The organism is Acinetobacter sp. NIPH 284 (assembly GCF_000369425.1).
Taxonomy (GTDB): Bacteria; Pseudomonadota; Gammaproteobacteria; order Pseudomonadales; family Moraxellaceae; genus Acinetobacter.
Genome location: NZ_KB850007.1, coordinates 1 through 11989, shown reverse-complemented (window position 1 = coordinate 11989; position 11989 = coordinate 1). Strand labels below are relative to the sequence as shown.

Below are 11989 nucleotides of genomic sequence, written 5' to 3'. Positions count from 1 at the left end.
GTTATATATTTTAAATAGTCAACAATCTATCTATTCATATACCCCTTAAACCTATCTTTATTACCCCTTAAACCTATCTTTATTACCCCTTAAACCTATCTTTATTACCCCTTAAACCTATCTTTATTACCCCTTAAACTATTGCAAACAAAGGCTTTCAGCATGTCTAAAAACATTAAAAACTTTAAAAATAATTAAAAGCCTAGGCAAAGAAAAATTGCCCTTGGTTTTCGCTTCGCTCAAACTCTATTGAATCTCGCTTTCGCTCGATTCGTCGGGGCAATTTTTAGGTTAATGTTTCCGTGAATTTAAGAAAAAGCAAAAGCAACTCGGAATTCGCTTCGCTCATAGAACTTTTTTACTCGCTTCGCTCGATCTAGGCTCAAATTACTATATGTGATTTACGCTTATTTAGGCTTCACAGCCTAAAAAGCTGTTTTTCAGGGAGTCTAGGCGCGAATTTTGATTGTGTCGCTCGTAGACACTCGCTCAACTATGGGGACTCTAAGTTGAAATAATCAGGACTATTGATGTTTATGTTGGTGTTTTTCAATTTCTATCGTTGATAGTTTCTTATGATTACTTTCCCAAGTTGATAGGCCTTCAAGAACATCAAGAAATAAATTTTGTCGTTTAAAAAAATTGTAGGTGTGTTCAGTAATCTCTTTAAATATTTTACTTGTTCTTACCCTAGAAGCGAATTGACTGTTATTGACAATTCTATTGGTGATTTGATCTGGTGTTTCCGAATGAATATCAATATTCAATTTTTTAAAGGCTGCTAATACTGCACCACCTAACTCGTATTTGCGTCTGTTTTCCTCATTACGCTTGATTTGTGCTTCGCTAAGGGTTTTCCTCGATTTATTTAAAACTTCGCGTTTTTGCTCATTTTCGAGGCGTAGACGGTCATTGAGAACTGCCTTATGGATTTTTTGATAAGACTCTAAGGCTCGCTCTAGTCTAAACCAGGTGTCTCGATCCTGGTCTTGTTGGGCCAAACTTAAAATTTCAACTTCATTGTCCATTAGTTTTTGTTGGTTATGTGCTTTGAGTTTGATCTGTTCAAGTAAGATTTGGCGTTGTTGATATAGCACTCTATAGCGATCTACAGTTTTAAACTTTTTGAATATCTCTTCATCAAATTTTTCTGTAGATAATAATGACCTTAAAACATGAGATTGGATTTCTGTGAGGAACGGTAATTTTTCTAAAAACTGCTGCAATTGAATCAGATCTTCATTTGATAAAACTTTAGCAGGACGACCTCGTTTCACCATGATCAGCACCCCCAAAAAACACATGAATCAGATATCAGTAGAGTAGCATATGGCGGCATGAATAAATTAAATAAAATGTGGGAACATTTTATTTAATTTATTAGCTCGTTTCCGTGTTTCTAAAAAGCTATAATTTACTTCGTAAAATTATAGCTTTTTAGAAACACTTCTTCTCGTGCTCCGCAGGCAATTATAGATGTAAGTTATTGATTTATATTGAATGTTATCTGTTACATAGAAACTAAGGTGCTGTTACAGCATTAAAAAAGTACTGTTACAGCATCAAAAAGTACTGTTACAGCATTAAAAAGTGCTGTTACAACATCAAAATACCATGGAGGGTCGGCACCAGAATGTTCTACTGTAATCTTGAACACAACAGTAAAAATCCGCCCCCAAAAGGTGGTAAAAATAACAAGCCTAGAACGGCCAAAGAGCGCTTTCACTACATCACTCGAACTGCACAATTTGCACAACATAAAGATCATGTTCATGAACAACTTGAGTTTGTTTGCTCAGGTAATATGCCCAGCTTTGCCGAGGGGAATCCGGAAGAATTTTGGCAGGCCTCGGATCTGTATGAACGCAAAAATGGTCGGGTCTGTTCAAGTTTGGTGGTGGCTTTGCCGAAAGAACTTACTCAAGAACAGCGCATCGAGTTGGCCGAGGCATTTATTGCCGAATTTGCTGATCGTTATCGCTATCCTTTTACTTGCGCGATTCATAATCATGCTGGCGCTTTGGCGGGACAAGATCAGCCGCACTTGCATTTGATTTACAGTGAACGCCATGTTGATGGTATTGAGCGAACACCGGAGCAGTTTTTTAAGCGTTATAACCCTGAGCAGCCAGAGAAAGGCGGTGCACAAAAGCTCACGGCAGATGTGTTAGGGATGGGCAAAGAACAGTTGCAGTTGTATCGGCAGAAAACTGAAGAGCTGATTAATGACAGCTTACAGCGTTATGCACCGACCAAAATTATTGAAATTAGAGGGCTAAAGGTAGAGGTTCCGAATCTAGTGAGTTGTCTATCCAATGAAGATTACAATAAAAAATATGATACTCATCTGCAAGATGTGCCGATCATGAGTAAGGCACTACGGTTTGCAAAAGAAAGTGATCCTGTCCGTTTTCAGCAAAAACAGGACATGATTGTAGAAATTAATCGGTTGAGAGCTGAGAATCGTTATGAGCTGTATAAACCGTACTATGAGGCAGAATTGAATAAGCAAAAGTCACTAGAGCAAGAAAAGCAGAAGCATGCACAAGAAAAAACGAAGGGATTTGATGGTCCTAGTTTTGGATTTTGATAGAGCGTTCAAAAATCTGTGACAGGTAAACTGACTGTAGGACTGTAAATTGTGTAATGGTCCTTTAAAAGGACCATGCAGGGAGTCTAGCTATTCAATTAACAGTCTCAAAATTGCATAAATGCTCCATCAGGAAAGAATGCTAAAAAAGCGCGTTTAACGTCTTCGTAATCATCATCTATATGTTGATCAAGATGATGCTGCGTCCATACCAATGTTGCTTCTCGATCGTCAAAACATTTATTAACGTTTAAAAATAAACTCAGATTGTTCGATCTATTAATTGAGAGCTCTTTAATGAGTTGAGTTCCAATTTTTCTAGAATTTTCAGAAAGATATAAATGATTAATCAAGTTTAAATTACCCATTGTTATGCCTCATTTTAAGAAGAAATAATTAAAAACACCTTCTTCATATGTCCTGAAAGAAGGATATGGGAATATTTAAACACATAAATAGTGTGTTAATCACATTATTTATGTGTTTAAATGTAAATAAATGATCTGTGCTATACTTTTCCATCAGAACAATTCTGCTTTTTAAACTATGCCTTACGAAGAATTTCAAAGACTTATAGGTAAGTCTGGCCTTTCTATTAAAGAATTTGCAGCGCTTTTAGATATGAACGCCAACTCCATTACCAACTATAAAAAGAACGGTAAAGTGCCCACTACGATTGCAGTAATTGCGGTCATAATTTCAGATATGAAGGATGATGGTCTGGACTTTTATCCAATTTTTGAGAAAGTTCGAGCTTATCGTGATCAATAGAGTATTTGATGTGAACCCAATTAAAGATTTAATTGGGTTCTAACACGTGCATTTCGTAGAAGAAATTTTATGTTAAATGAGTGCTAGAAATGCCCCATCTAGGGCATTTCGCATAAGGTGTATTATGTTAATTTTAGGAAAAATTAAGATTACTTTTAAAAATTAAAAGCTTAAAATCCCCTCAATATTTTGGGGTTAGATGTGAATGCATAACAAAAACTTTCGATACGATATTAATGGATTAAGAGCATATGCTGTTATCCTTGTCGTTCTCTTTCATTTTGGTATTATAGGATTTGCAGCAGGATTTATCGGTGTTGATATTTTCTTTGTAATATCAGGTTTTTTAATGACTAGTATTGTTATTAAAAGCTTAGATAAAGGAAATTTTTCGCTTTTAAAATTCTACCTAGCCCGTGGTATACGTATTGTTCCAGCCCTTTTTGTAGTCAGTACGATAGTACTTATTTTAGGGTGGTTTCTTGTACTTCCAACAGATTATAAGGCATTAGCCAAGCACACTCTTTCAAGTATCAACTTTTTTTCAAATATTGTGTATTGGAGAGAGTCTGGCTACTTCGATACTGACTCACATAATAAAGCTTTGCTCCATACATGGTCTCTATCTGTTGAATGGCAATTTTATTTAGTTTTCCCAATTATTGTTGCTTTACTTTATAAAATAAAAAAATCTAGAAATTTTCTACTCACATTTTTTATTTTAGGAACAATCATTTCTTTAATATTATCAATCATTATTACTGCAAAAAATCCATCAGCTGGCTTCTTTCTGTTACCAACTAGAGCTTGGGAAATGCTAGCTGGAGGATTGATTTTCTTTATTCCTAAAGAAAAAGTTCCATATAAAAAACCTTTAGAGTTCATTGGTTTTTTTCTAATAGCTATTAGCTGTTATATTTTCTCAACTGACACATTATGGCCTAGCTATAATGCTATTCTACCAGTTCTAGGTGCTTTTCTTATTCTTTTAACACATCAACAAAATTCTATTTTTACAAAAGGATCTGTTTTCCAATGGTTAGGTAATAATTCATATTCAATTTACCTTTGGCATTGGCCGATCGTCTTTTTCTTACATTATTTTTATAAAAATGATGACTATATATTTATTACAGCAGGGATAATTTTATCTATCATTCTAGGATGGCTTTCTTATACTTATATTGAGAATCCAACTCGTAAAAAATTATCAAATTTATCAATAGTTAAAGCTTATTTTCTTTGGTTTTTATCTATTTCAATTCTTAGCTTAATTTCAATTATGATATTTAAATTTGATGGTGTTAAAAACCGTTTTTCTAATGAAATTAATAATATTAGTAATACCATCAATGATATTAACCCAAGAAGAGATGAATGCCTTGGTAAACAGGATGACTCTCAACTTAAAAAATGTACCTATGGTGATGGACCATTGTCTCTAATAGTCGTTGGCGACAGCCATGCAAGTGCTATGTTAAATGGTGTTATTAATGCTCTACCTAATAATACATCTTTAATTTCATTTACTATTAGTGGTTGCCCTACAGTTAAAAATTTAAAAAAGACTAATATGCCTGAATATTCTTGTGGCGAAAGAGTAAAAGATATTATTAATGATATAAAAACGAACTACTCGACTGATATTCCAATCCTAGTAATTAATAGAGCTAATGCCATTTTTCAAGGTGAACCAGAAAATGATAAAAGTAATCAACCTATTCGATATATAAACACTCCATCTCTTGTATTTGATGAGGAATATTATGCACAAATGAGAAATGCCTATGTTGATACATTAAAAGATTTATCTGCATCTCATAAAGTATATATTACAAGGCCAACTCCAGAAGCTAAAAAAGAAATTTCCAACCTTGCAGCGAAAATTTTTAAGTATCATTTACCTACTCAAGATTTAACCATTACTTGGAATGAATACTACGAAAGAAGTAAACAAGCTTGGAAAGCCCAAGATATGGCAGCACAATCCACTAAAAATATTCAAATAATTGATTTATCTAGAGAGTTTTGTGATAACGAAACATGCTACTTTAATGTGGTTCCGTTAATTAGACCACTCAATTCAGTTTTATAAGTGATAAATCCGCTCTAAATATTTAAATTATGCTGCCATTACTTTTAGTAAATGTTGATCATAAAATTCATTTGGTGTTGCCTTATTCAAACTTGAATGAGGACGTATCGTGTTATAAAAATCCAAATATTCAGCAATTGATTGTTTCGCTTGTTTAACCGTATCGTAAGCCTTCAAATAGACTTCCTCATGCTTCAAGCTGCGCCATAATCGCTCAATCATCACATTATCTCTCCACCGTCCTTTCCCATCCATACTGATACTGATATTTCGCAATTTTAACTCATTCAAAAATGCCTCGCTTGTGAATTGACTGCCTTGGTCTGTATTAAACACCTCTGGACAACCATATTTCACAATTGCTTCTTGCAACGCATCTATGCAAAAGTCTGTTTCCATACTGATCGATACACGATGAGCCAGTACTTTACGACTATGCCAATCTATAATTGCACACAGATAGACAAAGCCTTTAGTCATAGGAATGTATGTGATATCTGTACACCAGACTTGATTAGAGTGAGCGATGACCATGTTTTTCAACAGATATGGGAAAATACGGTGTGCAAGATTAGGCTTACTGGTATTGGGTTTTGGATACAAGGCATGTATTCCCATCAAGCGCATTAAACGTCGGACTTTACGCCGACCTATTTGATGTCCTTGACGCTGTAGCATATCTCGTATCATTCGACTGCCCATAAATGGGTAGTCGAGATGAATTTCATCGATCAGACGCATCAAACTCAAATCAGTTGATGAAATCTCTTTGGGCTTGTAATACAACGTACTGCGATTGATTTGAATCAATTGCGATTGTTGTCGTACCGAAAGTTGATGGGTCTTATCGATCATTTTTTGCCGCTCAGCTGCCCTATTTTTCTGAGCGCACCTTCTAAAAAATCAATTTGCAATGCCTGATGTCCTATCTTGGCATGTAGAGCTTTGAGGTCAATCTCAGGTTCTTGTTGTGCTGTTGGTCGTGAAAAAATATTGATTGATTGCTCAAGCAGTTGATTTTTCCAATCGATGATTTGGTTTTGATGTAAATCGAATTGAGTAGAAAGTTCAGCGAGTGTGTGGTCGCCTTTAATTGCTGCGAGAGCAACTTTAACTTTAAACTCTGCTGAATGATTACGACGTTTTCTTCGTGTCATGGTTGACTCCAAAAACAAGCATTTCCCATGCTTATTGGGGAGTAGATTATCACTTATAGACGTGGTCTAAAATCCTAGAACCACATCACTTTACCCAAAATAATTTACCTTTATTTTATGATGACGATCATATGAGTTGGACTGCATCTCTAAAATTAGCCCCTATATTTAAAAAAGAAATTTTTGATAAATAACAAGTAAAGGACCACTAACGTGGTCCTTTTTATTTAATTATTTAACATAAAAACTCTTATGCGAATCTGGAAGGATTAAGCTATTTCGTAATATTTTATCCAATAAGCATTGTCGAAAATATCAGTGTAATAGCTTGGCCTATTACAACGTGAAAAATAGTCACAGCATAAGTCTCTAATAATTTCAATTTCTTCTAGGCTATCGGCAGCATTGACTAAAAATATAAATTTGTCCAGATTAACAAGTAATTTAGTAATATTTTTCAAAGGTTTATTATTAGACATTAAATCCTATGTGTTTTCCTGTTGGAAGCTCTACATCAATACGAAGTTTTCCGCCCATTGCTTCAACATACTTTTTCATCGTTGAAATTTTAAGATCATGACCACGATTTTCGATTGCTGACAATGACGGCTGTTTGATTCCAAGGGTTGCAGCCAGTTCTTTTTGAGAAATCTCTAACTCTTCACGAATAAGGTGAAGCTGAGTTTCCAACAGTAATTCATCAGCCATTTTTTGAATACGAGCTTGACTCTCTGGAGAGCGACTAGCCAATAATTCTTGTAGGGTCTTAGCCATTAGATTGATCTCCTAAAGTTGAAAGATGAAGTTCGTATTGCTGATCGGCAATATCTAACATCTCTTTATAAAAACGCTTTTTACCGCCTTTATCACCGATACACAGCACAATAGCTTGTCGTAAAGGATCAAATGCGAAAAAGGCTCTCAGTGGTTTACCTCGATGCTGAACACGTAGCTCTTTCATGTTGGTAAATTTGGAGTCATAGACGGTATCTACTAAAGGACGACCTAAACTTGGTCCCTGTTGCTGTAGAACGACCAACGCTGCGAGTACTTTCTCTTGTGTAGATTCATCTTGCTGTACAAGCCATTCGTTAAACAGATCCGTTGTAATGACTGTCCACATATTACAACCACAATATAGATTACAGTCTATATTTTATACTTAATTGAATTATTATTCAAATGACAATAAAAAAACCCCGACATCCTGTCGGGGTTTTTCGTATTTGGTACTAGGGTCAACTCCTGTCATCCCTCGCGTCCTGTCGCTGATCTTGTTATTTTTATCTGGAACATCCTGTTCTCAATGAAGCCATGATATGCAATCTAGGGGTATCTGCCTATTGGTCGATTTCCTGAATGATTGTACGCCAGAACGTACATGCATATATCCTCAAATTATCCCAAGAATTGTCCGCAGGAAATGGGGATAATTTCAGAAATGAGAGCCTTTAGAAATCAGGAAAATTTGGATTTTTGAATATTTTTTAACCCATTTTATTGGCTAAAAGTGACAAAAGTGCTTAAAAAGCAGCCGACTTGTTTCCGAGTCGGCTTTTTACCTATTTTTTAGTCATGACTAATTTTTTAAGTATTTGAAAAACAATAACTTTTTATAAATGATTTCGCATAACACCCATTATGTTAAATAAAATGGATTTTAAATAAATTTAATTTTTAGATTAAACGACATATTAAGACGTCATGATATTTATTTATTCTAAGCCTCAACGTAATATACAAAAATTACTTTTTAAAAACTAAAGATAACCATAAGGGGAAATAAGATGAGCAGCTTAAACGTATTTGATGAGTTTATAAAAAAAATAAACTCTGATAGTTCTTTGCGAGAACAAGATAAAGCAACAGTTCTAAGAAATTTATCCACGTTAAAAGATACTAAAGTTAATATTTTGATTACAGGAGCTACTGGTGCAGGTAAGTCCTCAACAATCAATGCTTTATTTAATTTTGATAAAGCTAAAGTAGGAACAGGTGTTGATCCTGAGACTATGGATATTAAAAAATTTGAACTTGATAATATTATTTTATTTGATTCTCCAGGGCTAGGAGATGGTAAAGAAGCTGATAGAAAACATGCTAAAAATATCATCAATAAATTAGTAGAAAAGGATAACAATGGTGATCTTCTAATAGATTTAGTTTTGGTCATTCTTGATGGTAGTAGCCGAGATTTAGGCACATCTTTCGAGCTAATTAATAATGTAATAATTCCTAATCTTGGAGATGATAAATCACGATTATTAATCGCTATTAATCAAGCAGATATGGCGATGAAAGGAAAGTATTGGAATTCAGAGGAAAATTTACCTGAACCCAAATTACAAGAATTTTTAGATGAAAAAGTTATATCAACACAGAGAAGAATTAAGGAAGCTACAGGTATTGATGTAGAACCAATTTATTACTCAGCAGGTTACAAAGACGGTGATGATGAACAACAACCTTATAATTTATCAAAACTTTTAACTTTTATCCTAAGACATACTAAAAAAGAAAAAAGAGCTGTCTTTATGCAAGACATTAATAAAAAAGATGAAATGTGGGAAAAGGACGATAAATTAGAAGATTATCAAAAAGAAATTAAAAAAAGCTTTATGGATTCTTTAGTTGAATCTGCATCTAAAGGGGCAACGCAAGGAGCGAACATCGGTGGGGCAATAGGATCATTATTCGGGAAAGCTGGTGAAGCTGTAGGACGTACTGTTGGTGGTGTCGTAGGTGGCATTGTTGGTGGTATTTCCTCATTCTTTGGTTGGTAATTTGTATATGCAAAATTATCGAATCAATGACATTAGAAATACTTTAAGAGAACGATCCTTACTATATCCTTTGGATGTTGCACTAATTGGGGCTACAGGAGTAGGAAAAAGTTCAACAATTAATGGATTATTTGGATCCGAAGTCGCAAAAGTAGGGTCAGGTGTTGATCCTGAAACTATGCACGTAACACAATATGCTGTGAATGATGTTTTTAGACTACATGATACAGCTGGGCTAGGCGATGGTTTAGCCGCTGACAAAATCCATGCTAAAAATTTAACTCAACTCTTATTACAAACGTGTAAATCAGAGGATATTCATCAAAAAGAGTATGGATTTATTGATTTAGCATTAGTTATTTTAGATGGGTCACATCGTGATTTAGGCACAACTTATAAAATTTTAGAGCAAGTGGTTTTAGAGTGTATTGAGCCAGATAGGGTCATAATCGCTATTAACCAAGCAGATATGGCGATGAAAAGACGAGGATGGAATTCTTATATTAATCAACCAGAAGCCGAACTTTTGCAGTTTTTAGAAGAAAAAAGTGTATCTGTTCAGCAGCGGATTAAAGAAGCTACAGGAATCTCTGTAAAAAAACCAACATATTATAGTGCTTACTATGGTTATAACTTGGATAAGATGCTAGATCATATAATCTCAAGTATTCCAAGAGAAAGGAGAATTATGGATAGCTCAAGAAGCTATAGCTTTTAAAGATTTTCTAAAATTAACATAATACACCTTATACGAAATGCGTTATAATTATCTATATAAATCAATGCTGTAGTTCCTAGTTGATAGCCCATCTTCCCCAAGTTGGGCTTTTTTTGTGATTTTTCACGTTCCACGCCTATTTCTTAACCAAAGTTCCACGCCTTTGCTTAGTCAGACTGAACAATCCCCTCAGCCATTCGGCAGGAAAAACCGGCTCAGAAAGCCCCGTTTTGGTGGTTCAGGCTCGACATGCTCCGGCACTGCAATTCGCTTATTTTCTTTTTCAACCAGAGTAGTCAATCTCTCATCTTTCGTGTCAACGGTGCCTGGTTCTGGCTGTGCTGGGGCAGTATTTGATTGAGGCAGCTCTTGATCGGTAAACGTAGTCATATTGGCTTTTGGGGGCTTCATTTCAATGAGTGTCAGCAGTGTATCTATACGAGCGTTTGCCTTGGCTTCACGATCTTCGGCTTTTTCTAACTGTTTTTTTAGAAAATCGATTTGGTTTTTGAGTTCTACAACTGTTTTATTGGTGTATTCAGATGTATTTTGATTTTGTATTGGAGACGTATCGATACGTTTTACTTGTTTTACTCCAAAAGGTTCTCCATAGACACGAAGAAGTTCTGAAAAATCTATAAAACCATCGTGGTCACGGCTTAACACACCGTTTTTTATATCTTTATATAGCGTAGCTCGAGATTTTTTATACAGGGTTGCAGCATCACTAACACTGTATTTTGTAGCTGTATTCATAGTGTATTGCTGTGTATTTTGAAAACGTATTGAAGAATACAATATTTGTATTCTCCAATACACTCAAGCTTTAAAGCCTAAGTTCTTTAGATGAGGAAAAAACTGTTTTTGCTGTATTGGATCTCTTAGCATTTCTTTGATTTTCGCGGCTAGGCTCTCATAGCTTTCATTACCATCTGCTAAGTTTGAGAATTCAGGTAGTCGTGAAAGCTGATTGCCAAACATATTGATTTGAGCATCTGTCATTTGATGGAATGCTACTTGGGATGTTCTGGTTAATTCTGGTTGAGATGATCTAACTTTCGATTTAATTCTGAATTGAATATCAGTGATGACTCGACCTTTCTTGAATTGGTCATATTCAACGGTAATATTAGTGTGTTTATTAATTTCACTTACTGCTCTGTCTAATACGTTGGATTTAAAGTTAGACATTGTTGAATATTCAGTCGCATCAAGCCCTAACTTTGATCTAAGATCGTTAATACTATATTTCTCAGTTTTTGCTACATTCAACCATTTAATTAATAGCTCATATAGTCTTATGCTATATTTGCTTCTAAAATCAGATACTTGCTCTATATGATATTTGGTAAATTGTTCGCTTAATCGGCTAATTAAGCTGATAACTTCTTTGCTAAGGTATAAAACAATAAGACCACTAGAATCTACATAGGTCACTTTGTTTACCCAATTTGCAGTAGTAAGAGCCTCTAGGCCCTTATATCTATCTAAATAACTAAACTCCCTTCTTTTTAGTGTTTTTGCTGCCTCTCTAAGTAAGCCATAGGCATTATTACTATCCACTTTAAATTGATGAATGTAGTCGCTTACAAGTACTTCTATTGGTGTATCAGGTGTGAGATTAGAAGACTCTCTAGCTCCAACTATGGCCAAGAGCATAATACGTTGCTCTATGAGCGATAAGTTAAAAGAAGCATCGATAAGAGCATTATCTTTAACAACTAATTTATTGTTATTTGTCATGATATGAAGCTTATTAATTCATTTAACTAGGTTATATGTTATATATTTTAAATAGTCAACAATCTATCTATTCATATACCCCTTAAACCTATCTTTATTACCCCTTAAACCTATCTTTATTACCCCTTAAAC

Annotated in this window: 13 protein-coding genes; 5 read left to right on the top strand and 8 right to left on the bottom strand. The window is 34.7% G+C overall.

Annotation, left to right across the window (positions count from 1 at the left end; translation table 11 throughout):
* Positions 1 to 524 precede the first annotated feature (524 nt).
* Complete coding sequence (locus F908_RS00725; RefSeq protein ID WP_005155910.1) at positions 525 to 1280, bottom strand: hypothetical protein; 756 nt, start codon at positions 1278 to 1280, stop codon at positions 525 to 527.
* Between the two features lie 353 nt (positions 1281 to 1633).
* Here F908_RS00725 and F908_RS00720 point away from each other — a divergent pair, with 353 nt between their 5' ends.
* Positions 1634 to 2590: a MobA/MobL family protein gene (locus F908_RS00720; RefSeq protein WP_005155908.1), complete on the top strand. Its 957-nt coding sequence runs from the start codon at positions 1634 to 1636 to the stop codon at positions 2588 to 2590.
* A 107-nt stretch (positions 2591 to 2697) separates the two neighbouring features.
* Here F908_RS00720 and F908_RS00715 read toward each other — a convergent pair whose 3' ends face one another.
* Positions 2698 to 2958: a hypothetical protein gene (locus F908_RS00715; RefSeq protein ID WP_005155907.1), complete on the bottom strand. Its 261-nt coding sequence runs from the start codon at positions 2956 to 2958 to the stop codon at positions 2698 to 2700.
* A 178-nt stretch (positions 2959 to 3136) separates the two neighbouring features.
* On the opposite strand from F908_RS00715, the gene F908_RS00710 reads away from it, so the two are divergent.
* The gene (locus F908_RS00710; protein ID WP_005155906.1) at positions 3137 to 3361 is read left to right on the top strand and encodes a helix-turn-helix domain-containing protein; all 225 of its coding nucleotides are present in this window, start codon (positions 3137 to 3139) and stop codon (positions 3359 to 3361) included.
* A 205-nt stretch (positions 3362 to 3566) separates the two neighbouring features.
* Complete coding sequence (locus F908_RS00705; RefSeq protein WP_005155905.1) at positions 3567 to 5456, top strand: acyltransferase family protein; 1890 nt, start codon at positions 3567 to 3569, stop codon at positions 5454 to 5456.
* Positions 5457 to 5483: 27 nt separating this feature from the next.
* Here F908_RS00705 and F908_RS15310 read toward each other — a convergent pair.
* From F908_RS15310 to F908_RS00680, 4 genes are all read right to left on the bottom strand, one after another.
* Positions 5484 to 6613, bottom strand: a protein-coding gene (locus tag F908_RS15310; RefSeq protein WP_155756589.1) for an IS3 family transposase whose coding sequence is annotated in 2 segments (ribosomal slippage) — positions 5484 to 6361 and positions 6361 to 6613 — 1131 coding nt in all. Because the reading frame shifts where the segments join, the coding sequence is not laid out codon by codon here.
* Positions 6614 to 6882: 269 nt separating this feature from the next.
* The gene (locus F908_RS00690; protein ID WP_005155900.1) at positions 6883 to 7092 is read right to left on the bottom strand and encodes a hypothetical protein; all 210 of its coding nucleotides are present in this window, start codon (positions 7090 to 7092) and stop codon (positions 6883 to 6885) included.
* Complete coding sequence (locus F908_RS00685; RefSeq protein ID WP_001140621.1) at positions 7085 to 7387, bottom strand: helix-turn-helix domain-containing protein; 303 nt, start codon at positions 7385 to 7387, stop codon at positions 7085 to 7087. Before F908_RS00685 ends, F908_RS00690 begins: the two co-directional genes overlap by 8 nt.
* Positions 7380 to 7736, bottom strand: coding sequence for a type II toxin-antitoxin system RelE/ParE family toxin (locus F908_RS00680; RefSeq protein WP_000269909.1), 357 nt, complete (start codon positions 7734 to 7736; stop codon positions 7380 to 7382). Before F908_RS00680 ends, F908_RS00685 begins: the two co-directional genes overlap by 8 nt.
* Positions 7737 to 8400: 664 nt before the next feature.
* On the opposite strand from F908_RS00680, the gene F908_RS00675 reads away from it, so the two are divergent.
* Both F908_RS00675 and F908_RS00670 read left to right on the top strand, forming a co-directional pair.
* Positions 8401 to 9396 (top strand): GTPase family protein, encoded by a 996-nt coding sequence (locus tag F908_RS00675; RefSeq protein ID WP_005155899.1) that lies wholly within the window; start codon positions 8401 to 8403, stop codon positions 9394 to 9396.
* Positions 9356 to 10114, top strand: a complete 759-nt coding sequence (locus F908_RS00670; protein WP_228127613.1) for a GTPase family protein — start codon at positions 9356 to 9358, stop codon at positions 10112 to 10114. Before F908_RS00675 ends, F908_RS00670 begins: the two co-directional genes overlap by 41 nt.
* Positions 10115 to 10303: 189 nt before the next feature.
* On the opposite strand, the gene F908_RS00665 is transcribed toward F908_RS00670, so the two are convergent.
* Together F908_RS00665 and repM are read right to left on the bottom strand one after the other, a co-directional pair.
* A complete protein-coding gene (locus F908_RS00665; protein ID WP_012268409.1) occupies positions 10304 to 10870 on the bottom strand; it encodes a plasmid replication DNA-binding protein in 567 nt (188 codons plus the stop codon).
* A 63-nt stretch (positions 10871 to 10933) separates the two neighbouring features.
* A complete protein-coding gene (gene repM / locus F908_RS00660) occupies positions 10934 to 11857 on the bottom strand; it encodes a replication initiation protein RepM (protein ID WP_005155887.1) in 924 nt (307 codons plus the stop codon).
* Between the last annotated feature and the right edge of the window lie 132 nt (positions 11858 to 11989).

Excerpts from the sequence above, each read along its gene's own strand:
- F908_RS00725 (WP_005155910.1), bottom strand. The coding sequence starts at position 1,280 with ATGGTGAAACGAGGTCGTCCTGCTAAAGTTTTATCAAATGAAGATCTG.
- F908_RS00720 (WP_005155908.1), top strand. The coding sequence starts at position 1,634 with ATGTTCTACTGTAATCTTGAACACAACAGTAAAAATCCGCCCCCAAAA.
- F908_RS00715 (WP_005155907.1), bottom strand. The coding sequence starts at position 2,958 with ATGGGTAATTTAAACTTGATTAATCATTTATATCTTTCTGAAAATTCT.
- F908_RS00710 (WP_005155906.1), top strand. The coding sequence starts at position 3,137 with ATGCCTTACGAAGAATTTCAAAGACTTATAGGTAAGTCTGGCCTTTCT.
- F908_RS00705 (WP_005155905.1), top strand. The coding sequence starts at position 3,567 with ATGCATAACAAAAACTTTCGATACGATATTAATGGATTAAGAGCATAT.
- F908_RS00690 (WP_005155900.1), bottom strand. The coding sequence starts at position 7,092 with ATGTCTAATAATAAACCTTTGAAAAATATTACTAAATTACTTGTTAAT.
- F908_RS00685 (WP_001140621.1), bottom strand. The coding sequence starts at position 7,387 with ATGGCTAAGACCCTACAAGAATTATTGGCTAGTCGCTCTCCAGAGAGT.
- F908_RS00680 (WP_000269909.1), bottom strand. The coding sequence starts at position 7,736 with ATGTGGACAGTCATTACAACGGATCTGTTTAACGAATGGCTTGTACAG.
- F908_RS00675 (WP_005155899.1), top strand. The coding sequence starts at position 8,401 with ATGAGCAGCTTAAACGTATTTGATGAGTTTATAAAAAAAATAAACTCT.
- F908_RS00665 (WP_012268409.1), bottom strand. The coding sequence starts at position 10,870 with ATGAATACAGCTACAAAATACAGTGTTAGTGATGCTGCAACCCTGTAT.
- repM (WP_005155887.1), bottom strand. The coding sequence starts at position 11,857 with ATGACAAATAACAATAAATTAGTTGTTAAAGATAATGCTCTTATCGAT.